General features: G+C 50.6%; 18 protein-coding genes and 1 pseudogene. 11 read left to right on the forward strand and 8 right to left on the reverse strand.

All coding sequences use genetic code 11. The annotated features are described in order from the left end of the window. Positions 1–115 precede the first annotated feature (115 nt). Positions 116–979: an acyl-CoA thioesterase II gene (gene tesB / locus CBP31_RS03505; RefSeq protein ID WP_087034889.1), complete on the reverse strand. Its 864-nt coding sequence runs from the start codon at positions 977–979 to the stop codon at positions 116–118. A 493-nt stretch (positions 980–1,472) separates the two neighbouring features. Here tesB and CBP31_RS03510 point away from each other — a divergent pair, with 493 nt between their 5' ends. Beyond that, positions 1,473–1,805, forward strand: a complete 333-nt coding sequence (locus CBP31_RS03510; RefSeq protein WP_227875125.1) for a GIY-YIG nuclease family protein — start codon at positions 1,473–1,475, stop codon at positions 1,803–1,805. A gap of 781 nt (positions 1,806–2,586) precedes the next feature. Further along, positions 2,587–3,735 (forward strand): GNAT family N-acetyltransferase, encoded by a 1,149-nt coding sequence (locus tag CBP31_RS03515; protein WP_087034890.1) that lies wholly within the window; start codon positions 2,587–2,589, stop codon positions 3,733–3,735. A 745-nt stretch (positions 3,736–4,480) separates the two neighbouring features. Here the strand turns inward: CBP31_RS03515 and thrC are convergent. From thrC to CBP31_RS03540, 5 genes and pseudogenes are all read right to left on the reverse strand, one after another. After that, positions 4,481–5,761: a threonine synthase gene (gene thrC, locus CBP31_RS03520; RefSeq protein ID WP_087034891.1), complete on the reverse strand. Its 1,281-nt coding sequence runs from the start codon at positions 5,759–5,761 to the stop codon at positions 4,481–4,483. Next, entirely contained in the window at positions 5,758–6,714 is a 957-nt protein-coding gene (thrB, locus tag CBP31_RS03525; protein WP_087034892.1) for a homoserine kinase, read from the reverse strand. The genes thrC and thrB overlap by 4 nt, the downstream gene beginning before the upstream one ends. Beyond that, a pseudogene (thrA, locus tag CBP31_RS03530) lies at positions 6,715–9,173 on the reverse strand (bifunctional aspartate kinase/homoserine dehydrogenase I). It abuts the gene before it with no gap. A gap of 238 nt (positions 9,174–9,411) precedes the next feature. Continuing rightward, on the reverse strand, positions 9,412–10,122 hold the full coding sequence (locus CBP31_RS03535) for a tRNA/rRNA methyltransferase (protein ID WP_087038599.1): 711 nt from the start codon (positions 10,120–10,122) through the stop codon (positions 9,412–9,414). A gap of 640 nt (positions 10,123–10,762) precedes the next feature. Further along, positions 10,763–11,254 (reverse strand): putative 4-hydroxy-4-methyl-2-oxoglutarate aldolase, encoded by a 492-nt coding sequence (locus tag CBP31_RS03540; protein ID WP_087034893.1) that lies wholly within the window; start codon positions 11,252–11,254, stop codon positions 10,763–10,765. A gap of 506 nt (positions 11,255–11,760) precedes the next feature. Here CBP31_RS03540 and CBP31_RS03545 point away from each other — a divergent pair. The 7 genes from CBP31_RS03545 (at position 11,761) to CBP31_RS03575 (ending at position 20,726) form a co-directional block, all read left to right on the forward strand. Then, the gene (locus tag CBP31_RS03545) at positions 11,761–12,654 is read left to right on the forward strand and encodes an IS110 family RNA-guided transposase (protein ID WP_087034894.1); all 894 of its coding nucleotides are present in this window, start codon (positions 11,761–11,763) and stop codon (positions 12,652–12,654) included. Between the two features lie 486 nt (positions 12,655–13,140). Continuing rightward, positions 13,141–13,857 (forward strand): two-component system response regulator ArcA, encoded by a 717-nt coding sequence (gene arcA, locus CBP31_RS03550; protein ID WP_087034895.1) that lies wholly within the window; start codon positions 13,141–13,143, stop codon positions 13,855–13,857. Positions 13,858–14,292: 435 nt separating this feature from the next. Next, a complete protein-coding gene (locus tag CBP31_RS03555; RefSeq protein ID WP_087034896.1) occupies positions 14,293–14,901 on the forward strand; it encodes a pseudouridine synthase in 609 nt (202 codons plus the stop codon). Beyond that, on the forward strand, positions 14,898–15,353 hold the full coding sequence (locus CBP31_RS03560) for an NUDIX hydrolase (protein WP_087034897.1): 456 nt from the start codon (positions 14,898–14,900) through the stop codon (positions 15,351–15,353). Before CBP31_RS03555 ends, CBP31_RS03560 begins: the two co-directional genes overlap by 4 nt. A 608-nt stretch (positions 15,354–15,961) precedes the next feature. Next, on the forward strand, positions 15,962–17,302 hold the full coding sequence (mgtE, locus tag CBP31_RS03565) for a magnesium transporter (protein ID WP_087034898.1): 1,341 nt from the start codon (positions 15,962–15,964) through the stop codon (positions 17,300–17,302). Between the two features lie 523 nt (positions 17,303–17,825). Beyond that, positions 17,826–19,280: an AAA family ATPase gene (locus CBP31_RS03570; RefSeq protein WP_087034899.1), complete on the forward strand. Its 1,455-nt coding sequence runs from the start codon at positions 17,826–17,828 to the stop codon at positions 19,278–19,280. Between the two features lie 3 nt (positions 19,281–19,283). Next, positions 19,284–20,726, forward strand: coding sequence for a vWA domain-containing protein (locus CBP31_RS03575; RefSeq protein ID WP_087034900.1), 1,443 nt, complete (start codon positions 19,284–19,286; stop codon positions 20,724–20,726). Positions 20,727–20,989: 263 nt separating this feature from the next. Here CBP31_RS03575 and CBP31_RS03580 read toward each other — a convergent pair whose 3' ends face one another. Together CBP31_RS03580 and CBP31_RS03590 are read right to left on the reverse strand one after the other, a co-directional pair. Continuing rightward, complete coding sequence (locus CBP31_RS03580; protein WP_087034901.1) at positions 20,990–22,312, reverse strand: IS4 family transposase; 1,323 nt, start codon at positions 22,310–22,312, stop codon at positions 20,990–20,992. 534 nt (positions 22,313–22,846) lie between these two features. Next, entirely contained in the window at positions 22,847–23,329 is a 483-nt protein-coding gene (locus tag CBP31_RS03590) for a GNAT family N-acetyltransferase (protein ID WP_087034903.1), read from the reverse strand. Between the two features lie 308 nt (positions 23,330–23,637). Here CBP31_RS03590 and CBP31_RS03595 point away from each other — a divergent pair, with 308 nt between their 5' ends. Next, the gene (locus CBP31_RS03595; RefSeq protein WP_087034904.1) at positions 23,638–25,011 is read left to right on the forward strand and encodes an NfeD family protein; all 1,374 of its coding nucleotides are present in this window, start codon (positions 23,638–23,640) and stop codon (positions 25,009–25,011) included. A gap of 12 nt (positions 25,012–25,023) precedes the next feature. After that, positions 25,024–25,827 (forward strand): slipin family protein, encoded by an 804-nt coding sequence (locus CBP31_RS03600; protein ID WP_087034905.1) that lies wholly within the window; start codon positions 25,024–25,026, stop codon positions 25,825–25,827. Positions 25,828–25,854: the final 27 nt, after the last annotated feature.

Here is a 25,854-nt window from a genome sequence, read left to right on the forward strand (position 1 = left end):
AATTTATTATTATGTAATTGCCCTACGTCCGTGTTGTTCCGTGTATTCCGTGGCAAAAATAGGTTTAGGTTGTGAACTTGCTCTTAACTGACCATTCAACACTCACAACTCAACACTAGCCCCCTCGGGGCCGGATGATCCCTTCTTGCATGGTGCTGGCGATAAGTATGCCGTCGCGGGTGTAACAGCGGCCTTGTACTAGGCCTCGGCCACCGATGGCGCGCGGGCTTTCCATGACATATAAAATCCAGTCGTCGAAGCGAAAGTCCTGATGAAACCACATCGAATGATCGATGGTCGCTACTTGTAGCTCGCGTTCCCAATAGGAACGGCCATGGGGCATAAGTGCCGTGGGTAAAAAGTTAAAGTCTGAAGCATAGGCCAGCAAATATTTGTGAATGCGCGGGTCATTGGGCAGCTCGCCGTTGGCTTTAAGCCAAATATAGCGCAGCGGCTCGGCCTTTTCGGGCAGCATGGGATCCACGTAATTCACTTGCCGCATTTCGATAGGCTTAGGCGACAGCCACTTTTCTCTGATCTTGGGCGGCAAGTATTGCACCAGTGCTTTGATGTGCTCGCTCTCAGAGGTGAGACCTTCTGGCCCCGCTACTTCTGGCATCATCGCTTGATGCTCAAAGCCTGACACCGGCTCTTGAAAAGACGCCGTCATGTAGAAAATGGGTTTGCCATATTGTAAGGCTTGCACGCGTCGCGTGGAGGTGGTTTTGCCATCACGGATGGTTTCTACGTCGTAAATAATGGGTTTATTCACATCACCCGGGCGCAAGAAATAAGAGTGAAAGGAATGGGCGGGACGATCTGTGGCCAAGGTGTATTTAGCCGCCGCTAAGGCCTGCCCCATCACTTGACCACCAAACACAGCGCCAAAGCCTAAGTCAGTACTTTGGCCACGATACAAGCCATCGTCTAACTGCTCCAGCGCCAGCAAGGCTAACAACTCATCTAATGCTTGACTCATTAATTTTGCTACCTGTTTATGCAACGAGTCTTATAAGTTATCACAAGGCGATATTACCAGCCTAGTTTGCTTTAAAGACCAAAGGCTTTCTTGTCACGGAAGAGCGAGATACCAGAGCCGTCATCCTGACGAACGTCAGGATCTCGCACTCCAGCCTTCATCCTGATGTACATCAGGATCTCGTTTTAGGCTCTAAGGCAAAGAGCGAGATACCGGGGCGAACCCGGTATGACGGCAAAAAGAGCGTATCCGAACCTAGCCCTTATGCCGTCTTCCTGACGCACGTCAGGAACTCGCACTTCAGCCGTCATCCTGACGCACGTCAGGGTCTCGTTTTTATGACCTAAGACAAAGAGCGAGATACCGGAGTAAATCCGGTATGACAAAAGACCGCCGTCATCCTGACGAAAGTCAGGATCTTTGCTTGGGTATTTAAGGAACGAGGTGGGGCTACACCTTAACGGATAAAATTTGCACAGCATTGTGGCTAAACATGGCTAAGCTCGTTATAAACCCATTAACAACTATTCCTATGCTTAAATCACCCGCTGTTTATATTCTTTCTAATAAGCCGCAAGGCGTACTGTATATCGGTGTCACTAGTGATCTTCTGCAACGAGTTTGGCAACACCGAAATCACGACATAGCTGGTTTTACCGCGCGCTACAACGTAAATAAGCTAGTTTACTTTGAAATGCTGAGTGATATGTACAGTGCGATTTCTCGTGAGAAACAGCTTAAAAACTGGCGAAGAGCTTGGAAGGTTGAGCTCATAGAACAAAGTAATCCTCAATGGCGGGATCTTTGGAATGATGTCTGTGGTTAATAAAAAGATATCATATCCGTACCTCGTCCTTCAGCCGTCATCCTGACGCACGTCAGGATCTCTCACTATGCCGTCTTCCTGATGAACATCAGGATCTCGTTTTAGGTTTTAGGTTTTAGGTTTTAGGTTTTAGAGCAAAGAGCGAGATACCGGAGCAGGTCCGGCATGACGGCATAGAGCGATGTTTGTATTTATGCCGTCATCCTGATGAACGTCAGGATCTCGCTTTAGGTTCTAGAGCAAAGAACGAGATACCGAGGCCGTCATGCTGAACTTGATTCAGTATCGGTATGACGGCAAAGGGCGGAGTACTATGTTATGCCGTCATCCTGACGCACGTCAGGATCTCGCTTTAGGTTCTAGGGCAAAGAGCGAGATACCGGAGCACGTCCGGTATGACGGCAGCGTGCGTGATTTGTATTTCAGCCGTCATCCTGATGCACATCAGGATCTCGTTTTAGGTTCTAAGGCAAAGAGCGAGATACCGGGGCGAACCCGGTATGACGGCAAAGGACGGTGTGCGATGTAACGTCGTCATCCTGATGCCCATCAGGATCTCGCTGTTGGTCTTTAGAAACAAGGGTCGTGCTTTCTGCGTTGTCGGCTAAACGCGTTTAATTCGAACAATATTTAACCGCGAAAGGTCAATCGCCCCTCATAAGCCTTCAGTCATGCTTCGATCTTAGGTAAGCTCGATTTTCCCGTATTCTTTCGTGCTTCTCGCAGTAAAGAGTTGTGGCAAAAACTTTAGGTCTCCATCTTACTGATAAAGCAGGTCGCTATGCCTTCCCCCGAATTGGTTTTTATCCCCGCTATTACTCAAATTAATGCCAACCACTGGGATGCGCTGTTTACCGACGGCTACCCCTTTACTCGCCACGGTTTTTTGCGGGCGCTGGAGGAAGGCGGCAGCCTGGGCAAAGACACCGGCTGGCTGGTGCAGCATGCCTGCCTGTATCAGGACGGACGGCTGATTGCCGCCATGCCCTGCTACATCAAGACCCACTCCTATGGTGAATACCTGTTTGACTGGGCCTTTGCCGAGGCCTACCAGCGCCACCAGCTGGACTACTATCCCAAGCTGGTCTGCGCCATCCCCTTTACTCCTGCCACCGGCCCCAGACTGGGGCTGGCACCCGGTTATCAGCCGGTACAGGTTATGCCCTGGTTTGAACAGGGCCTGCTTGCCCTGAGCGAGCGCATAGGCGCCAGCGGCTACCAGTGCCTGTTCTGCGAGCCCGATCTGGAAGAGCCGTTACAACGCCAGAATTGGCAACGGCGGGTCAATGTGCAGTTTCACTGGCTGAACCGGGGCTATAGCCATATGGACGATTTTCTTGCTCGCTTTAGCTCCCGCAAGCGCAAGAACCTGCTGAAAGAGCGAGCCCGAGTGCAGAATAGCGGCATCCGTTTTACCACCCTGAGCGGCGATGCGCTCACCCCAGAAGTCTGGCAACAGTTCTACCAATTTTATCGGCGCACCTACCAGAAACGGGCCGGTCATAACGGTTACCTCTCCCAGAAAACCCTGCTGTTGTGGGGCGAATACTGCCGGGATCACTGCGTGCTGTTTGCCGCCTGGCAAGACCAGACCATGGTGGCTGGCGCCCTGTGTTTTCGCTCACACAACACTCTCTATGGTCGTTACTGGGGCTGCGAACAGGAGCTGGAATTTCTGCACTTTGAGGCCTGCTATTACCAAGGCATTGAATACTGTATCGAACACGGCCTAACCCGCTTCGATGCCGGAGCTCAGGGCGAGCACAAACTGCAACGCGGCTTTGAGCCCCGTCTCTGCTACGGCTACTTCAAGCTATTCGAGCGGGGCTTCAATGACGCCATTGCCGACTACTGCCGACGGGAAGAACTGCAGATGCACCAATATCAGGCACAATGCCGGCAACAGTTGCCGTATAAGAGCGGGGATTAGGGATTTGTTAAAGCCGTCATCCTGACGCACGTCAGGATCTCGGTTTAGGTTCTAGGGCAAAGAGCGAGATACCGAGGCCGTCATGCTGAACTTGATTCAGTATCGGTATGACGGCAAAGGGCGGAGTACTATGTTATGCCGTCATCCTGACGCACGTCAGGATCTCTCACTATGTAGTCTTCCTGATGCACGTCAGGATCTCGTTTTAGGTTCTAGAGCAAAGAGCGAGATACCGAGGCGAGCTCGGTATGACGGCCTAAGGAAAAGAGCAAGTGCGAGATACTGGGGCCGTCATGCCGGGCTCGACCCGGTACCAGTATGACGGCAAAGGGCCGGTGTTTGCATTTACGCCGTCTTCCTGATGCACATCAGGATCTCGTTTTAGGTTTTAGAGCCAAGAGCGAGATACCGGGGCGAACCCGGTATGGCGGCCTAAGGGCCGGTGTTTGCATTTACGCCGTCTTCCTGACGAACGTCAGGATCTCGTTTTAGGTTTTAAGGCAAAGAGCGAGATACCGGGGCGAACCCGGTATGACGGCAAAGGGCCGGTGTTTGCATTTACGCCGTCATCCTGATGCACATCAGGATCTCGCCCTTGGTTTTAGAGCAAAGAGCGAGATACGGTCGCACGTCCGATATGACGGATAGTAAAAAAACACCGAGCTTTGGGGGCTCGGTGTTTTAGTTTTAGCTCGCCGCTACGCCCGTCATACCGGGCTTGACCCGGTATCGGTGCGGGGCGCTATTACTTACCCATCATCTCAGCTTTCAGCGCTGCGAAGTCGGCGGGAATAACGCCGTTGAGCGGCTCCATGGCCATGTGCTTGGCGAGTGGGCCCGGCAGTGGCAGATCCTGACCTAAGATTTCATCGACGTTTTCTTTGAACTTGGCTGGATGAGCGGTGCACAAGAAAATGCCCACTTCGTCTTTGCCACGCTCTTTGTTAAGCAAGTCCCAACCGATGGCACCGTGGGGCTCACACAAGTAACCTTTGGCGAACAAGCGCTGCAAGGCGTCTTTGGTTTGTGCATCGTCTAACGCGCCGGAGGCGATATCGGCCAAGTCCCAGCCTTTTACGCGGCACAACTCTTCGACTCGTGGCCAGTTGTTAGGGCGGCTTACGTCCATGGCGTTAGAAATAGTTGCCACCGTAGTCTTAGGATCCCAGCTGCCACTAGCTAAGTAACGCGGCACGGTATCGTTGGCGTTGGTGGCGGCCATAAAGCGTTTCACCGGTAAGCCCAGCGCTTTGGCGATAAGGCCAGCGGTTAGGTTACCGAAGTTGCCAGACGGTACGGCGATCACGGCTTTGTGGCGTTGCTCTGCTGGCAATTGTGCTACGGCTTCAAAGTAATAGCACACTTGTGCCACTAAGCGGCTGATGTTGATGGAGTTAGCTGAGTTTAGGCCCACGGCCGCTTTCAGCTCTTCATCATCGAAGGCTTGCTTCACTAATGCTTGGCAATCGTCGAAGTCACCTTTTACCGCTAAGGTACGAATGTTATCGCCCAAGGTGGTGAACAGCTTTTCTTGCAGCGGGCTAATTTTGCCCTCTGGGTACAAGATAACTACGTCTATGTTTGGCAGGCCATAAAAGGCGTGTGCCACGGCGGCACCGGTATCACCGGAAGTCGCCGTTAATATAGTGATCTTCTTACCATCTGTGCTTAATGTCGCCAAGCACTGGGCCATAAAGCGGCCGCCAAAGTCTTTAAAGGCTAAGGTTGGGCCGTGGAACAGTTCAAGCGCATAAGTGTGCTCGTCGATTTTTACCAAAGGTGCGGGAAAGGTAAAAGCGCGCTCCACCATGGCAGCCAGCGTGGATTCTGGAATTTCATCACCAATCAGATGCTTTAATACCGCCACCGAGCGCGGCACTAATGGCAGCTCGAGCAGTGCATCAATGTTCGCGATGGGGGTTAAGTTTTCTGGGAAAAATAAACCCTGACCACGACCTAAGCCTTGCTTAACGGCACCGGCAAAGTCGATGGTTTCCGAATTATCCTTAATGTTGTACAGCTTCATAGTTCAGTTCCTGTTACTCGAGCACCTTGGGTATCGATTTTGCAAATATGGCAAAACCCATCCTGATTTTGAATAAAATTATCGGTCAGCCAGTTTTTCAGCTTCTCGGCTTGGCCTAACTCTTTGAGCACGCAAAATACCGTGGGGCCACTGCCGGAAATACCGGTGGCCAAGGCACCCATGGCGGCGGCTTGGTCGCGCACCGCATCAAAGCCTGGGATCAACTGCGCACGGTACGGTTCGGCAATCACGTCTTTCAACATGGCGGCGGCCAGTGGCTCTTGTTGGGTGTGGCAGGCATGCACGAAACCACCCAAACGACGGCCATAAGTTAAGCAGTCTTGACGACGATACTGGGCCGGCAAAATGCTGCGCGCCGCAGAGGTAGACACGTTGATGCCGGGATAGCAGAGCACCCAGTACCAATCATCAAAGCTCGGCAGCGTTTGACTCACTATGCCGGCTTCGTCTACCACTAATTGCAGGCCGCCAAAATGACAAGGGGCCACGTTATCGTAATGCAAAGAGCCGGATATCTGCCCTTCTAGCTCGCCCATTAGCAGCATTAATTCATGCTCGCTAAGCGGCGCATCATAAAAGGCATTCAGCGCCACAAAGGCCGCCACTATGCTGGTGGCACTGGAGCCAAGGCCAGAGCCCACGGGCATGCTTTTTTCCAGCGTCATCTTCAGCTTTTTGCTGGCAATACCTTTGTCATTAATGGCTTCTTCAAAGGCCACATAGCAGTCGTAAACGATATTTTGAGTAAAATCATCAGGCAGCTTATGGGCATAGGCGCCAACGGTATTGAGAGTAAACTCACCGTCAGTGTCACCTACCCAAACGCGGTCACCCAACATGGTGCCGTCTACGGGGGCCATGGCGGCCCCTAATACGTCAAAACCGACGCTAACGTTGGCGGTAGAGGCAGGGGCAAAGGCAACTACACTCATTTAAATCTCCTGCTTCCAGTTATGGGTACGTAATAAGTCGGCAAATACGCCAGCGGCGGTGACATCGGCACCGGCACCATAGCCACGCAGTACCAGCGGGATGGGCTGGTAATACTGGGTGTAGAATGCCAGCGCGTTTTCGCCGTCTTTTACTTTGAACAGCGGATCATCGCCGTCTACGGCCTTAATGGCAACCTTGCAGTGACCATTTTCAATCTCGCCCACATAACGCAACACTTTACCTTCGGCGGCTGACTCAGAGACCAACTTTTCGAAATAGGCGTTGGCTTCTGGCAGACGCGCCATAAAGGTTTCGATATCGCCGCTGTCGTCAAACTCCGGTGGCAAGCTGGCTTCCACTTCAATGTCGGTTAAGTCTAACTGCATGCCGGCTTCACGGGCTAAGATCAACAGCTTGCGCGCGACATCCATGCCGCTTAAGTCATCACGGGGATCCGGCTCGGTAAAGCCATTTTCACGGGCGATACGGGTGGCATCAGCAAAGCTCATGCCTTCGTCTAACTTACCGAAGATGTAAGACATGGAGCCGGATAAAATACCGCCAAAGGCGTTCAGCTCATCACCGGCGCGCAGTAAGTTCTGCAGATTTTCGATCACCGGCAAACCCGCACCCACGGTGGTTTCATACAAGAATTTACGGTGCGTACGCTGGGCCGCTCGACGCAGCTGACGGTAATAATCCAAGCTGGCAGTGTTGGCTTTTTTATTGGGGGTGACCACGTGGAAACCCGCCGCTAAGAAGTCGGCATATTGCTCGGCCACGCCATCGCTTGAGGTACAGTCCACTAATACGGGGTTGATCAGGTGGCTGTCGTCGACCATGCGCTGTAAGCGTGGCAAATTAAAGGTGTCGGTGGCTTGGCTGAGTTGCTCTTGCCAGTTAGACAAGCTGATACCGTCACGATTAAGCGTCATTTGGCGTGAGTTGGCGATGCCCACCACGCGAATGCCGATGTCTTGTTTTTCTAATACCGGCTGCTGGCGACGAATTTGCTCAAGCAAGGCCGCACCCACGCCACCACAACCCACTAAGAACACATCGATAAAACGACGGCTAGAGAAGAAGTTTTGATGACAGGCTTTAATGGCTTCTGTGGTTTTCGCTTTGTGGATCACCGCAGAGATTGAGCGCTCGCTGGAGCCTTGGGCAATGGCCACGATATTAATGGAGGCTTCGGCCAGCGCATTAAAGAAGCGGGCGGATACGCCTTTCACCATGCGCATACGATCACCCACCAAAGAGATAATGGCCAAGTCTTCGATGATGTCTAACGGCTCAAGCAGCTTGTTTTTAAATTCCAGTGCAAACTCGTTAGCAATGGCGATTTGGGCTTTGCGCTGATCAAAGTTATGAATACAAAAACTGACGCTGTATTCCGAGGAGCTTTGGGTGATCAACACGATACTCACACCTGCACGAGACACACATGAGAACAAGCGCCCTGCCATGCCGACCATGCCTTTCATGCCCGGACCGGAAATATTAATCATGGTCATGCCGACCAAGTCAGAAATGCCTTTTACTTGCTGGTCGTCATCACTGCACTCTGGGCCAATTAACGAACCTTCGCCTTGAGGATTACCGGTGTTTTTAATCAAGCACGGAATATGGAACTGAGCGATGGGCGCGATGGTTTTTGGGTGTAATACCTTGGCACCAAAGTAAGACAGCTCCATGGCTTCTTTATAAGACAGTTGCTTAAGTAACTTAGCGTCTGGTACCAAGCGTGGGTCGCAGTTGTACACGCCGTCTACGTCGGTCCAAATTTCGCAGCACTCAGCATTCACGCAAGCGGCCAACACGGCGGCGGAATAGTCAGAGCCGTTACGGCCCAAAATTACCGTCTCGCCTTTATCGTTACCGGCGGTAAAGCCGGGCATCAGGTAGATGCAATCATCACGCATGTCTGCATCTGCAAAACGCTGGCGCGAGGCTTCAATATTAACGGTGGCCTCCAAGTAGCTGCCCTCACCCAATAACATGGTCTGGGGGTAATGACTTCTACTTGCTCGCCGCGGGCTTTTAATAATTCGGCCATGGTGGCAATGGATAAGGCTTCGCCACGGCTTAAAATATGCGCTTGGGTGTTATCAGGGCACTGCTGTAGTAAACCGACCCCTTTTAACAAACGGGCCAGCTGGCCTAACTCGCGTTCAACGCGTCCCTTAACACCGCTATCGTCGAATGCAGGGTACTTCGTTTTTAGTCCGTCGATAATGCCATGAAAAATTTGTTCGATTTCTTGCAATACCGGAGCCGGATCCAGGCCACGAATGGTCTGCTCTACTACCGCCACCAAATGGTTGGTGACCTTGGCGGGGGCTGACAGCACCAGCGCCACCTGAGATTGCTGCTGATTATTGACCACGATATCGGCGACATTGTTAAATCGCTCGTTGTTGGCCAAAGAGGTGCCGCCAAACTTCAAGACTCGCATTCATAACTCCCTGTGCAAAACTAAAAAACTAAACAAAAAAGCCCGCATCAATTAAGGACGCGGGCTTTAAGATTCTAATCATGTGTCGTTAGCGCATCAGCCCGCTCCAGTGCCACGCGTGGTGGTGCTGGTAATAGTGCCGATAATAATAATGCTGGTGATGCGGTGTGCACTGAGCAACATAACGAACAACCTTGAATAGCGAATGGCATAGCAATAACCTGAGCGCGCATGCTTGTCAACCGCCCCTACGCTCAGACAGCGCTCTATCAAGATCTTTATAGAGCAGATGCAACAGGTTTAAGTCCCGTTGTTCTAGCATAGGTAAACGGTCAAATACCCACTCAGCCAGTTTTTCCTGCTGCTCGACACCGATATCATCAAACAATTGTGCTGTTTTTTGTTGTAGCAGCCTTAATTGCTTATTTTCAGTATGAGCTTCGGCATCAGCGCCGGAATTTTCTGCTACTGGCTCTTGCACACCCTGACTAAACTCGTAGGCATAAAGCATGATGGCTTGGCCAAGATTCAATGAGGGATAACTCACTTTCAGAGGTAAGTAGCTGATAATATCGGCAAGCGCCAAATCTTCGTTACTTAAGCCGGACTCTTCACAGCCAAATAACAGCGCCACTTTTTGTACTTGCTTGTTATTCACCTGCGCAATGGCTTGTTGGGGCGTGAGGTAATAACGATAACGGCCACGCTCACGCGCCGTGGTGGCGATCACTAAGTCCATATCAGCCAGTGCGGGGGCCAGCTCGGCAAAATATTCGGCTTGGTCTAAAATCTCTTGGGCACCGTGGGCCACCCAGTGGGCTTTGTCTTCTTCATGTACGCGGCTGTTCACTAAGCGCATTTGGCTAAAGCCCATGGTCTTCATGGCCCGCGCCGCCGCACCGACGTTTTCTGCCCGCGCTGGCGATTTAAGTACAAAATACAGCTGCATCACCACCCCACCCTCACCTAATTCTCGCCCAACAAAACGGCGCACATTCTGCCATAAAAGGCGCTGCAGCGATAGCGGGTAAAGGCCTGCGTCTGAGGCCCAGCATCAGGGAAAACAAAGGGCTAAATATTTTGCAACGGAAGAACACGGAACGCGCGGAAAAATTAACATGAGATAAGAGCAAAAACTGACTATAAATTTTTATTTTCAGGTCTTAACAGCAAGATATGTCTATTCAGATTCAATCTTTATTTTTCCGTGGATTTAGTGGATTCCGTTGCAGAGAAGATCTCGCTCTAGCTCTTAAATGGAGATACCGGGGCCGTCATCCTGACGCACGTCAGGATCTCGAGCGAAGAGCGAGATACCGGGGCGAGCCCGGTATGACGGCAGAGAACGGGATTTGGCTTTATGCCGTCATCCTGACGCACGTCAGGATCTCGCTTTAAGCTTTAGTGATAAGAGCTAGATACCGAGGCCGTCATGCTAAACTTGATTCAGTATCGGTATGACGGCAGGGTGCGGGATTTGTATTTTTGTCGTCATCCTGACGCACGTCAGGATCTAGTTTTAAGTTTGTAAGACAAAAAGCGAGATACGGTCGCAGGTCCGGTATTCCGTGGCAAAGAGGGGGTGATTTTTAAAAAGAGTGGTGACTCAAGGCTTCTTGAGAGACCAAAATGCCGTTGATATCTGCATAGATATAATCACCGGTATTAATGGTCACTCCGGCGAAGGTGACGGCTATGTCAGTGTCGCCTAAGCCGCGTTTCTCGGTTTTCATGGGGCTGGCGGCCAGTGCTTTAACCCCGATCGCCATGGTGCTAATGGTAGCTGCATCGCGAATTGCGCCATTGATTACCACGCCAGCCCAGCCGTTTTCCAGTGCGGTGGCGGCCACTTGATCGCCCATTAGCGCGCGACTTACAGAACCGCCGCCATCCACCACCAATACTTTGCCCGTGCCAGGCGTGGCGACGAGCTCGCGAACCCGTGAGTTATCTTCAAAACAGCGCACCGTCACGACTTTGCCCCAAAAGGTGGTTTGTGCGCCAAAGTCTTTAAATATTGGCGCTAATATCTCAACCTTTTCTGGGTGTTCATCACATAAATCTGGTAATAAATCCAACATTTCTTACTCCTATATACATGTCTTAAATATATTAACTAAATAAAAACACTAAGCTTTAAAGCTATCTTGCCACGGAATACAGATTTTAAAAACTAAAGCTCCTTGGCCACGGAATACACGGAAGAACACGGAAAATGAAGATAAAATCTGAATAAATATGTTTAGGGTGAAGCGTAAAGAGTGAAGGGTAAACCCTAAGCCCTTTCTCGGCGCAGGGCACTATGTTTATCATTCAACATTAAAAACCATGGATTGCCGCGTCGTTGCACTCCTCGCAATGGCCAAGGAGTCTTCCTATGCTTTCCCTGTTGGTTATAGACGTATAATCCAACAACCAAAAGAGAGGGGCTGAGGCTTTATTTGTCTTTAGTCTTTAAAGACTGTTCGCAATGATAGCCGCCCTCTCTTGTTTAAGTAAATTTCGAACAGTTCATTGAGGCTAAGACCTCGTATTTAGGATTGCTGAAACTGCTTAAGCACCGGTATGTGCAACAGGAGAAACAAGAATGAAAGTGGTTGTAGGTATAGATGTTAGCAAAGACTGGTTTGATATTGCCTGGAAAGAAAATGACCGCATTAAAACTCAGCGCTTTGACTCCACTGCTAGTGGAATAAATCAGCTTATGAAGGCCACGCCAGCAGACGCAATTTACGTGATGGAAGCCACGGGCGTTTATCATGCTCGCTTAGCTGTCACGCTCTTTGAAACCGAGCGTAAAGTGGCGGTGATAAACCCGTTAGTAATTAAGCGCTATGGGCAAATGAGGCTGTCTCGCGTTAAAACAGACACCGCTGATGCAAGCTTGATTTTGAGCTACGGCGAAAACGTAGAATTTATGCTCTGGAAGCCTGAGCCTCACCACATACAAGAGCTGAAAGTCGCGCAAGGCTGGCTAGACGACCTCACTGAAGACATGACACGCTTGTCTAATCGTGGGCATGCACAGAGCTACTTAGTGGTCAGAAGTACAATGGTAGACAGGCAGTTTTTAAGGCGCAAAGAGCAACTTAAACAGGACATTACAGAGTGCGAAGCGCACTTGGAAAAACAAGTAAAAAAGCATTTTGCTGAGCTGTATAAGCTACTCAACAGTATTCCCTCAATCGGTAGTAAAACAGCGACTCAGTTGATTATATCTACGGGTGGATTTACTAAGTTTATTAGTATTAAACAGCTCAGCGCTTATGTAGGCGTAAGCCCCACGACTTACGAATCTGGCAGCTCTGTTAGAGGGCGAGGTGGCATAGCCAAAATGGGGCAAGGCCGGCTACGTCAACTGCTGTATCTATGCAGCTGGACAGCAAGAAAATGCAATCCATCCTGCGTGGCTCTGTATGAACGACTTCAAGCATTTGCAGTGGCAACTAAAAAAACAGCCTATTCACCAGAATTTGCTTGAAAAAAAGCACAGTTCATTGCGAGCGTAGCGAAGCAATCCAGTCTTAGTCATAGCCTTCTTGGCGCTGGGAGCTGTGTTTTTCACTCAACATTAAAAATTAAAAATTCAACATTGCCCTTCACCTAGGTTGACCTTGATCAAGGTTACGTTTAAAACTATTTAACATTTCCGAGCTTGACTATTGTTATGCTCCTGTTAACTGTTAAAATAGTGCAACTTTAGGTAATGGACCTCTGTTTGTCCCGTCGGTCTATTTTGAGCACCATGCAGTAACCACATGGCAGCAACCACAGGGGATGGCAGCAACTGCATGGGATGCAAATAAAAAAAGCTCAAAGCAGGCAGTGTCACTGGGCCGAAAGCTCGCTACTTAAACAGTAGTGTAGCGCTGCGTAAGAGGGTAGAAGCGTTACAAATGATCCACATTTCCTACTCCAGCGACGGTTGATACTCAACTCTATTTACATCTAATAAACAGGTAGGCACATGCAGACTCCACATATTCTTATTGTTGAAGACGAGTTAGTTACTCGTAATACCTTGAAAGGCATTTTTGAAGCAGAAGGTTATTCTGTTTTAGAAGCCACCGATGGCGACGAGATGTATAAGGCGCTGTCGAATAACAACATCAACTTGGTGATCATGGATATCAACCTGCCAGGCAAAAATGGCTTGTTGCTGGCCCGTGAATTGCGCGAGCAGCACAACCTCGCCTTGATGTTTTTGACCGGTCGCGATAACGAAGTCGATAAGATTTTGGGCCTAGAAATTGGCGCCGATGATTATATTACTAAGCCCTTTAATCCTCGTGAGCTGACCATACGGGCACGCAACCTGTTAAGCCGCACCATGCAAACGCCGGAAGCGCCAGAAGAAGAGCGCCAAGTTGAAGCCTATCGTTTTAATGGTTGGACGCTAGACATTAACAGCCGTGCTTTGGTGAGCCCCAATAACGAAGTGTTCAAACTGCCGCGCAGTGAATTTCGCGCCATGATCCATTTTTGTGAGCAGCCTGGCCAAATTCAAAGCCGTGCCGAGCTACTGAAAAAGATGACCGGCCGCGAGCTTAAGCCTCATGATCGCACGGTAGACGTCACCATTCGTCGCATTCGTAAGCACTTTGAGTCTATGCCAGACACGCCAGAAATTATCGCCACCATCCACGGCGAAGGCTATCGCTTTTGCGGTGACTTAGAAAGCTAAGCACCAATCTAATACCCACTTAAAAACCCCGCCCGCGCGGGGTTTTTCGTTTTAAGCTGGCGAACAGATACCAACCTAAGTAAGAGGATGATCTAAATACAAAATGATATCTAAGTCTTATCTCTTGTAGCTGCCAACTTGTTCGGCAGTCCTGCGGAGCAGGATAATATGATCAGTTAGTTTTACAGAATGGTATAATGCATAAAACCGTGGCGAATAAATTGCCACCTACAAAAGTCAAATGCTATGTAGCCGTCCGGCTCTACGGTGAAGAGGACTTCGACGGTCTTGCGAAGCAGGATAATATGAGCAGTGTTCGCCTACAAAAAACAATTCTCAACACTCTTTAATGTTCCGCGCGCCTACAAAAGCTAGGGTCTCTTTTTAGGGCTGTTTTTGTTATTGTGCAGCTTCTGTTTATTAAGTATTTTTGCCATGAACGCCAAGAAACCACGCCCCAACTTTAGATCAAAATCGAAAGTCACCACTAAAGCCCCAGCTAGTACTGGCCCTGCCGTGACGCTGCTGTTTAACAAACCTTATATGGTGCTATGCCAATTTACCGATGGTGAGGGCCGCCAAACCTTGGCGGATTTTATCAAGCAGCCGGGGGTATATGCGGCGGGTCGCTTGGACAGAGACAGCGAAGGCCTATTAGTACTTACCAATAACGGCGCACTTAATGCGCGCCTTACCCAACCTGGGCGTAAAACCGCCAAAACCTACTGGGCTCAGGTAGAAGGTGTACCCAGCGCCGCAGATTTGAATTTACTGCGCCACGGCGTGACCTTAAAAGACGGTCCCACCCTGCCCGCCGAAGTGCGCATTATGGCAGAGCCCGACGTTTGGCCACGCACTCCGCCCATTCGAGATCGCCAGCACATTCCCACCACTTGGCTAGAGATCCGCATTATAGAAGGTCGTAATCGCCAAGTAAGACGCATGACCGCACACATTGGTTTTGCCACCTTGCGCTTAATTCGCTACGCCGTGGGCGACTGGACCTTGGACGATTTACCCTCGGGCCAATGGAGAGCGGTATGAGTCATCATCCTTTTGCGGTGACCGTGGCCATGATAGTGCACGCCGGTGAGCGCTTTTTAATGGTGGAAGAATGGCAGCAGGGTCGTATTCGTTATAATCAACCGGCCGGTCACCTTGAACCTGGCGAGTCTATCTTGGCGGGCGCCCAGCGGGAATTGCTCGAAGAAACTGGGCTGGATATTAAGCTCAAGCAAGGGGTGGCCATTTATCAATTTGAAGCACCGGATAACGGCACCCACTTTGTGCGCTTTACGTTTTGTGCAGAGGTGCCTAAGCCGCTTGCCACCCACCCTCAAGATCCTGATGGCGATATTATTCGCTGCCATTGGTTAACGCTGAGTGAGATTGAAGCCTTAGGCGAACAATTACGCAGCCCAATGATTTTAGCCTCGTTTAAAGATTATCTGGCAGGGGCGCGTTTTGAACTCAGCACCTTGAAACAGCAGCACTAACGTAGGCTAAATGTTGAATTTTTAGTGTTGAATGTTGAATGAAGAGCTGGAAGCTAAAAGTCGGAAGAAAGAGCTGGATTGCTACGCTCGCAATGAAATAAGAGCACAAACTCTGCAAAGCACACCGCCTTTTGTTTTATGCCGTCTTACCGGTACTGAATCTTCGTCATGCTGAACTTGATTCAGTATCAGCATGACGGCCCCGGTATCTCGTTCTTAGGTACTAAAACCTAAACCGAGATCCTGATTTTCATCAGGATGACGACTAAGAGCGGTGCCGAGCTAAACGCATAAACACCGCCCTCTGTGTCCTTGCGATGAGTGCAACGACGCGGCAATCCATACCCACCTTTGGCGAGCGGTGAGCTTTCAGCTAAACAAAGAACAAGATCCTGAAGCAAGTTCAGGATGACGGCTAATAACAGTCAAATGAAATTCAACATTCAACATTCAACATTCCACAGCGCCGCTTAAGCTTGCTATTAAAAAATCAATCACTTAGCATTTATACCAGTAAAGTTTGCCTCATTTATGTCTAAAAATTGCGTAGTTCGCAGATTTTTTAGCTGATATATAGCGCCTCTTGGGTTATCACGCGGAGCAGTAGTATGGATCATAGAGAACTCGCGTTGGTATTAGGCAACGCCATTGAGCAACAGCAATTCGAAATCGCACTCGAACGAGTCAAGGGCATGCGCCCGGTTGATATCGCCGATACCTTAGCCGAGATAAATCCCGCGCTCGCTTGGCGGCTGCTGGACAAAGTGCCCGATCGCGCCAGCATTTTTTCTTATTTGGATGACGACGAACAGGTCGCCATGGCACGGGAGTTTCCGCGCGCCAACTTGGCTCGCCTGGTGTCTGAAATGCCCTCTGATGAGCGTGCCGACTTATATAATCACCTCGACCAAGGGCAAAAAGATGCCTTGCTGCCAGCACTGGCTCAGGCCGAGCGCGAAGATATTCGAAAGTTAGCCTCCTATCGCGAAGGCACGGCTGGCGCCTTAATGTCTTCAGATTACGCCACTCTAGATGGCAACATGAACGTGAGTGAGGCGCTCGCCGCCCTGCGCACCGAGGCACCGGATGCAGAAACCATTTATCACGCCTATGTGATTGATGAGGGTCGCAAGCTATTGGGCGTAGTTTCACTGCGCGCCCTTATTTTAGCCGCCCCGCCGACCTTGATGCACAGCTTGATGATCAGCTCCCCCATTCATTGTCGAGTTAATGACGACCAAGAAGACGTGGCCAAAACCGTGGCTCGTTATGACTTAATTGCACTGCCTATTACCGATGAGGATGGCGCCTTAGTGGGCATAGTCACCCACGATGACGCCATGGACGTGCTCAGCGAAGAAGCCACCGATGACTTCCATAGATCCGGTGGTGTTAGCACCATGATCGGCAATATGAAAGATGTCAGCATTCGCGTGTTATATCAAAAACGGGTGTTTTGGTTGGTGCTATTAGTATTCGGTAACTTATTTTCCGGTCTCGGTATTGCCCATTTTGAAGACTTGATTGCGGCCAACATCGTCTTGGTATTCTTTTTACCCTTATTGGTGGGCAGTGGCGGTAACGCCGGCTCTCAATCCGCGACTTTGATGGTGCGCGCGCTCGCCACCGGCGAGGTGGTGATGCGAGATTGGTTTAGATTGTTAGGCCGAGAAGCCTTAGTGGCTTTATCTTTAGGTGCCACTATGGCGGTGGCGATTTCTGCCATTGGCTATCTGCGCGGTGACGCCACCGTCGCTATGGTGCTGGCTCTAAGCATGTTACTGGTGGTGATGATTGGCTGTATTATTGGCATGAGTTTACCCTTTGTGCTGAACAAAATGGGCTTTGACCCCGCCAGCGCCAGCGCGCCTTTGATCACCACAGTATGTGATGCCTCCGGCGTACTTATCTACTTGATAATAGCCGCACAATTTTTACCGCTGGGGTGAACATAGCGCACCGCTTTTTAGTGTTGAGTGTTGAATTTTTCCGTCATCCTGACGCACGTCAGGATCTCGCTTTAAGTTTTAGGGCTAAGAGCAAGATACCGGGGCCGTCATGCTGAACTTGATTCAGTACCGGTATGACAGCAAGGGGCCAATGTCTGCATTTAAGCCGTCATCCTGATGCACATCAGGATCTCGCTTTAGGCTCTAGGGCAAAGAGCGAGATACCGGGGCCGTCATGCTGAACTTGATTCAGTACCGGTATGACGACAGGGAGCGGGATTTGGCTTTATGCCGTCATCCTGATGCACGTCAGGATCACGCTTTAGGCTCTAGGGCAAAGAGCGAGATACCGGGGCGAACCCGGTATGACAGCAAGGGGCCAATGTCTGCATTTAAGCCGTCATCCTGACCCTCACCAATTTTTCGCCGTTACCTTCGGCGGCCCCACATATTTTGCGTACTCTGTGGTTTTGGGTACAATATTGAGCAACTTCTAATACAATTAACTTACAGGTCTGTAACCATGGTCGTTAAATCCCGTATTGCTGCACTGATCACCCATTTGCAGCAAGGGCTGCTAGAACGGGATACACCGGCCAGACTAGCCCTGCTGGCGGCCTTATCTGGCGAGCACTTGTTATTACTCGGCCCACCGGGCACCGCCAAGAGTGAACTGGCGCGCCGCTTGCACACTATCGTCGATGACAACCGTTATTTTGAACGATTACTGACCCGTTTCTCGGTACCTGAAGAGCTGTTTGGCCCCTTATCTATTAAGGCGCTGGAACAAGACAGATACTTGCGCCAAACCGAGGGCTACCTGCCAGAAACCGCCATCGCTTTTATCGATGAAATCTTTAAAGCCAATAGCGCCATCTTAAACAGCCTGCTGACCATTCTAAACGAACGCCAATTTGATAACGGCAGTAAGCGCGTTAAGGTGCCCTTGATTGCGGTGATTGCCGCCAGTAATGAGTTGCCTGAAGGTGCTGAGCTGAATGCCTTGTATGACCGCTTCTTACTGCGCTTTGAAGTAGCGCCCGTGCAAGATGAAAGCTTTACCCAGTTATTGACTCTTAATCACAATTACCAAGCACCGGCTGATGCGGATCGTCTCAGTACTGAGGACTTAACCGCCATCCGTGAGGGCGCCAGCAGCTTGTTATTGTCGGATGCATTGATCCGTTTACTGCACAGCTTGCGCCACTTCTTGGCTGAGCAAGAAATAGTGGTCTCTGACCGTCGCTGGCGCAAAGTAGTTAAGCTGTTGAAAGTTTCGGCTTTTTGTAATGGCGACAACGAAGCCGGCTTATACGATGCTTGGGTGTTACCTCATTGTTTATGGCAAAAGCCGGAGCAATATGGCCTGTTAAGCCAGTGGCTGGCGCAAAATATTGCCTCAGATCCGGGCTTTAACGCCGAGCTAATGACTGAACTAGTCGACAGCTGGCAGCAGCGACTCGATCAAGATGCAGACCCCATCGTGCCCGCGCTCGATGAGCAAGGTTATCAGCTGTATTTGGACGAGCAAGGTCAAACCGTAGTAGAAGCACAAGGCCAGCGCCAAAAGCGCAACGAGCTTGGCGATTTACTGTATCGCCAACCGCGGGTGCCAAATACCAGCTTTACCCAAGATGAAATACGCAATCTTGGCAGCAACCTCGACTTATACGAACCCATTATGGAGCAATATCAGCGCCAAAGTGCTCTGCAGCCCAAAGCATGGCCGGCGGCACACATTGCCTCACGCTTGCGCCAACTTAATGAGCGTATTGCAGAGCTCAAGCAGTATTTAGTCTGGCTAGAGCAGCAATTAAGCGGTTTGACTGAACGTTTGGCGGATCATTTGTGGTTAGAGCAAACCTTAGCCACTCAAGCCCAACGCCAATTGGAGCGTCAGCAGCAGCAACTCAGTCAACAAAATGCGCGCTTGCAAGAACTGCATCACGCCTTTGCCGCTCTGCCAGTTAAGGACTAAGCCATGGCCTCCCCGCTACCGGTTGGACTGGCACCCCTTGCTGCCCTGCCCGAAAACTTATTTGCGCTGGTGGTGACACACCCACTGGGCAGCCTCTTGCCCAGAGCCGTGACCGTGCAGCACTGGCTTCAGCAATTGGACAAAGGCGAATTAGTGCGTCCCGATGCTCATCGAGACAAGAGCTGGCTAAGCAATAGCACTGAACGGCGGGTGCGGGTCTTACTCGCTAAGTCTGGCGCGCTGGATTACAGCCAAGACACGCCAGAAGTGGCGCAGGCGGTAGTACAAGATATTTTGTTAGCACTAGAGCAAGTAGAGCTGGCTTGGCCCGCCACCGCCGGTGGCTTAAGTTTGCACGGTATGGCGCCGCAGTTGGTCGAGCAAAAAGCCCGCGCCCGCCATACTTGGTTGGCGCTGCACCAACTGGCCGAACAATGGCAGCACAGAGTCAGTCTTTGGCAGTCTATGGATCAGGTCGCCGAAGAGCTCGGTATTGCGCCCGCCATCGGTAATGACCAAAACCGCGGAGATCTGCGGGATCGTGCTTGGTTTGACCTGTTGCGCTTAAGCAATTGGATAGCCCAAATACAACCGCTGCAAAAACTGCTGCAGCTATTAGGCCAACAAAATCCGGATCCTGAGCAAAGCGCCAGCCTCAGTCATTTATTACAAAAGATGAGCCCCCAAGAACAAGGCCCGCAAGAGCGTAAAATCCCGGGTGTGCCCATGGAAACCGAGGGCATTACCCGCTCCGACAATCTGGCCCGTATGCTGCCCTTAGAAGCGGCGTTTATGGGCCATGAAGTGCTGCGTATTCTCTGGCATGCCAGACGCGCCGAGCAAGGGCTGCTCAGCTATGCGGTAGCGGGTGTGATGCCCATAGATGCGGGCAATGATTGGACCTCGCCACGTTCGGGCAAAGGCGAAGGTGCGGGCCAAGGGCTGCAACAAGGGCCCATTATTTTGTGTCTTGATACTTCCGCCTCCATGCATGGTCTTGCGGAGCAAGTGTCTAAAGCCTTGGTTTTAGAAGCGCTGCGCGTAGCAAAGCAGCAAAACCGCGGCTGCTTGGTCTATTTATTCGGCGGCACCGATGAGCTGTTAACGCTCGATAATCAAACGCTTAATTTGCCAGAATTATTAGATATGCTGCGCGGCTCTTTTAGTGGCGGCACCGATGTTAACACCCCACTCTTGGCCGCTTTGAAGAATCTCAAACAACAAGCTTGGCAACAGGCAGATATCTTGCTGGTCAGTGATGGGGAGTTTCAGGTAACCGATGAATTACGCCAACAAGTGGCTCAGGCCAAAGACGAACAAGGAGTGCGCATGTTTGGCTTGCAATTAGGCTATGCCACCGCCCTGCACGCCATGAATCAACTGTGCGATCCGGTGCACTTATTCAGTGACTGGAAAACCCTAGAGCAAGCGGCGCGGTTGCAGTAATTGAAAATGGTGAAGGGTAAGGGGTGAAGAGTGAAGAGTGAAGAGAACGACATAAACCAGCGCCAAGCCTGCAAAAGACGGTGAAGTAATACCATTCTGTAAAACTAGCTGTTCAGTATTATCACTCTTAGTAAATACAGCACCTAAAGTCAGGCTGGACGGTGTTTTGTAGTCTAGCGCTTCAGCTGCTAGTCCCGCCTGAGCGGGAATGTTTAAAGCCTTCTTGCTTTGCAAGACCCACTACAAGGGTTAACACCATTCAGTTAAGCGTGTTTAGACCGAATGGGGTACCGAGTTTTTGATATCCGAACGGTCCTACTCTTGGGCCGTTTTCTTTTTTCAGGCAGAATATAACGCTTCACACGCTCACGCATGGCCCGGAGTTTCTTCGGGATACTGCCGGGCGAGGCTATCGCACACCACATCACTTCATCCTGAATGTCTCTTAATGCCATTACAAAGCTGATCCGCAAGGGAGAGACCTCTGCTTCGTGGGCGATGCGACTGATCTCCACGCGCACTAGATTGTAGGCAAGTAAAATCCCCCAAAGCTCCTGTGTAACTCCCTGAATCGACTGGCTACGCAACAAAACCGTGTCTTCCAGCATCTTGTGTTTGATTTCTCCGTAGCTGCTTTCGATTTCCCATCGCTCAAAATATACATCCAAAAGATCTTGAGCCGGATATTGCTGAGCGTCGATCAGCGAGCACAGCACACCCTTGATATGATTGGGGCCGGTTGGGTTCGGATAAAGCACCAGACGCGCTTGCCAGAGTTCCGGCAGCGAGGGGTCTAGCTTTCTCGCTTGAGGTGAGACCTGCATTTCCACCAGATGATCACGTTTTGAGAGTGATTTCAGAATCGTGTATTTCGTGTTTCCTTTTATCGGCACCATCCAGTGAGAATACGGGTGTTGGCGTTGCCAGTTGACCAGTAGTTCTGCACTCAGGTAGCAGCGATCAAACAGCGTCAGGCTGTTATCCGGGACATCGGTCAACAGTTGTTTGGCGTAGGTGACTTCTCCTTTACGGCTGGGACCAAAGGCGACGTTATGGATCATCCGGCTGCGCAGTGAGCTGAAGGCACATAAACGAACAATGGGATATTCGGTATGAGACGTTTTACTGTGCTTGATGTAGCCGAAGTGATCTGCCAGCTCAGGGGTATCAGCCGTGCGGAATTGGGTCCCGTCTATAGAAAAAAGTCGCAGCCCATGCCAAGTATCCTTGCTATCTTCTTCAACCCAGTGTGCAGCGGTGAGGTTAAACAAGGCTTCTAATGGCTCGCTGGTCAGACGTTGTCTGGCTTGGGGGATGGCACTGGGAGCCACTGAGTCTCCAAGCTTATCGGTGAGTTTAAGGTCGAGCTTATCAACGACATCGCTAATCGGACGATCTCGAAAAAGTCCCATAGCGATGACCAACCATACCAACAACTCGGCAGGTAGTTTGCGTCGTCTTACGCTGGCTTTATCGGTCTGCTCCAGCGCGGTGTGGATCCAGTCCAAGGGAATGTGTTTTTGGAATGTCGATAGGGCTTCGGGAGCAGCAAATGTATCGGTGTCGAGTAACCAGTGTTCAAGCAAAATAATACCCTCATACCAGATGGTGATGAGGGTATTTTGGCACTACCTAAATATCGGTCAACCGCTCGCTAAAGTTTCTTAACTGAATGGTGTTAACTACAAGGGTGGCACTTATCTTTGTGATTCGCTTAAACAGGCCACTTCTTTACTTAGATTGGTATAAACCAAGACTGAATATGCAGGCTGACTTGGTTGTTGTCCTTTATGCCGTCTTCCTGACGCAGGTCAGGATCTCGATCTTAATGTTTGGGTTTAGGGTTAACCCTTCACTCCTTACACTTCACCGCTCTTGTGTAGGCGAACGCTTGTCGTAGGTAAAAGTACAATCGCATTTCAACCCAGGCTGAACGATTTAAAACCCGCAGACCTGCAAACATAAAACAAAACCGGGCCGAAGTCCTCTTCGCCGAAGAGACGGGCCCTACAAAACCAACACCGCCCTTGTAGGCGAACGCTTGCTCTCGCATTACGCCGCAGGCGGAACGGGTTAGGTTAATCACCAACCCCCTAAAACATAAAACCGCGAGCATACGCTTACTCTTCACACGGCTTAACTCGCACCAACACCTGTCTTGGCTCATTTGGCCCAAAGTAATCTGCTTCAGCACTTTCAAATCTAAAACCACAGCTGTGATATAAGTGCAGCGCCCTATTGTCTGGATGCACGGTTAAACGTAATTGCTTGCAACCCATACTGGTGGCGCGCGCAATGAACTGCTCCAATAACGCCTTGCCTACGCCTTTACCTCGCGCGGACTCAGTCACCGCCAACGATAATACCCACCCCTGAGCTTTTACTTCTCCCAAACTGCCCACCACGTAGCCCAAGAAGGCACTATTTCGCTCGCTACACGCAGATTCATCTGTTGATTCGGCCTCGGCCACCAGTAACAAACTCGGCGATAGATCTAACCATTGGCGAAACAGAAAATCCGGATAGCAATGTTCGCCAAAGGCCGCCTGCTCTAATTGAAAAATCTGCGCCATATCGGCTTTGGTGGCTGTTCTGATGTTCATAGTGTCTGTTGTTTATCTGCCAAGTAATAACGGCAAATGATAAAGCAAAACACAGCTAAGGCACAAATACCTCCCCTGCCCTCACGCCGCACATACGACCGTATCTCGCTCTTTGCCCTAGAACTTAAAGCGAGATCCTGACTTTCGTCAGGATGACGGCTGAAGGGAGAGATCTTGATGCTCTTGAGCATGGCGCCTAACAATAGCGTATTTGTTTAGCGTCGGATCACTCCCTACTGCCGCACAAAAAACCATCAACCCATGACTAGTGCACTAGGCTTAAATAACCATACAGCGGGAGCAGAGTCATGAAGTGGTGTGCACTGATATGGCTATTACTTAGTCTGAGCCTGCCAACACTGGCCCAGGAGAAGTATTGGCAGCTGGATATTAAAGGCCCTATCGGCTCGGGCACCGCTGACTTTATTGTAACGGAGCTGGCTCAAGCAGAAGTCAAACAGCCGGCGTTTATATTACTCACGCTCGACACACCCGGCGGTTTATATGATGCCACTCGCAACATTATTAGTGCCATGTTGGCGTCGAATATTCCGGTGGTGGTGTATGTGGCTCCCAGTGGTGCCCGTGCCGCGTCGGCAGGCACCTATATTCTCTATGCCAGTCATGTGGCAGCCATGGCACCGGGCACTCATTTAGGCGCAGCTACGCCGGTGCAGTTAACGTCGCAAGTGTCCAAAAACGACTCAATACGGCCCGCTGCAGAGCCTCTCGATAACACTGATGCGGCGCCCAAAGCGAAAAGTAGCAGCGCCATGGAGCGTAAGATACTCAATGACGCTATTGCTTACATACGTTCTTTGGCGCAACTGCGTGGGCGTAATGCCGAATGGGCAGAGTTAGCGGTGCGCGACGCTGCAACCCTCACCGCCAGCGAAGCACTGAGCGAGCATGTGATTGAGCTGCTCGTGGATGACGTGCCTAGCCTGTTGCGCGCGCTCGATGGCCAACCGTTAACCATTAATGGCACTCCTTACACATTCGCCACCGCTAATTTTAGCGTTGAGTTAAACGCAGAGCTGCGCCGCCCCAACTGGCGTCAGCAATTTATCATCACCATCAGTAACCCTAATATCACCTACTTACTGCTGCTGGTCGGCGTTTATGGTTTGGTGCTGGAGTTTATGAGCCCAGGCTTTGGCGTAGCGGGCATCAGCGGTGCTATTTGCTTATTACTGGCCGCCATGGCGTTGCAAATGCTGCCCTTTAGCACAGTTGGCTTAAGTCTATTGGCGTTAGGCTTGGTGTTTATAGTGGCGGAGGCGATAACGCCAACTTTGGGCGTGTTGGGTTTAGGCGGGGTGGTGGCATTTGTGATGGGCTCAGTACTGCTGTTTGATACGCCCGACCAAGCATTTCGTGTGGCTTGGCCCTTGATTGCAGCCTTGGCCTTGGTGTCCCTGGGTTTAATGCTGGTGGTGGTGCGTCTGATCATAAAACAGCGCCATCGGCCTGTAATATCTGGCGTACAGACCATGGTGGGTTTGCAGGGTGAGGCTCTCACGGATATTGCACCAACCGGTTATGTGATGGTGCAAGGCGAGCGTTGGCAAGCCCGCAGTGTTGAGCCCATAGCGGCGCAGCAAACCATAGTGGTGCTGGCGGTCGACCAACTAACTTTGAGCGTGCGCCCGCTAACTCATATTCAAACCGGCAGTTCATAAGGAGTGAGGATAATGATCATCGACTTTATGTATTTTCAGATCTTGATGGTGGTGCTGCTGGTGATGCTCTTTGCCAGTACCTTTCGGATCTTACGTGAGTATGAGCGCGGCGTGATTTTCTTACTGGGTCGTTTTCATAAAATTAAAGGCCCGGGGCTTATCTTGGTGATCCCGTTTGTGCAGCAAATAGTACGAGTGGACTTGCGTATCATCACCATGGATATTCCATCACAAGATATTATCTCTAAAGATAACGTTACCGTTAAGGTGAATGCGGTACTGTACTTTAAAGTCGCAGATCCGCAAAAAGCCATTATTAATATTGAAAACTACTTAGAGGCCACCAGCCAACTAGCACAAACCACCATGCGTTCGGTGCTGGGCCAACATGAGTTAGACGATATTTTGTCGGCGCGCGATACCTTAAATGCCGACTTACAACGTATCTTGGATCAAAGTACCGATAATTGGGGCATCAAGGTCACGGCGGTAGAGATCAAGCACGTGGATCTGGACGAATCTATGATCCGTGCCATTGCCCGTCAGGCAGAAGCCGAGCGCTCACGTCGTGCCAAGGTTATCCACGCCACCGGTGAGTTGGAAGCCTCTCAACAATTGTTAGAAGCGGCACGCATGTTGGGTAAACAACCGGAGGCGATACAGCTGCGTTACTTACAGACCCTGACCGAGATCACCAACGACAACAGTAAGATTATTGTATTCCCGCTGCCGCTGGAGTTCGGTAAAATGTTTCAATCGATCACCGAGCAACCGCTGCCGCCCACTGAGACCCCCTCACCCAACGAGATAACTTAGGGTCGGTTTTTAGCGCTGTGCGGCACT

Source organism: Oceanisphaera profunda (assembly GCF_002157895.1).
Taxonomy (GTDB): Bacteria; Pseudomonadota; Gammaproteobacteria; order Enterobacterales; family Aeromonadaceae; genus Oceanimonas; species Oceanimonas profunda.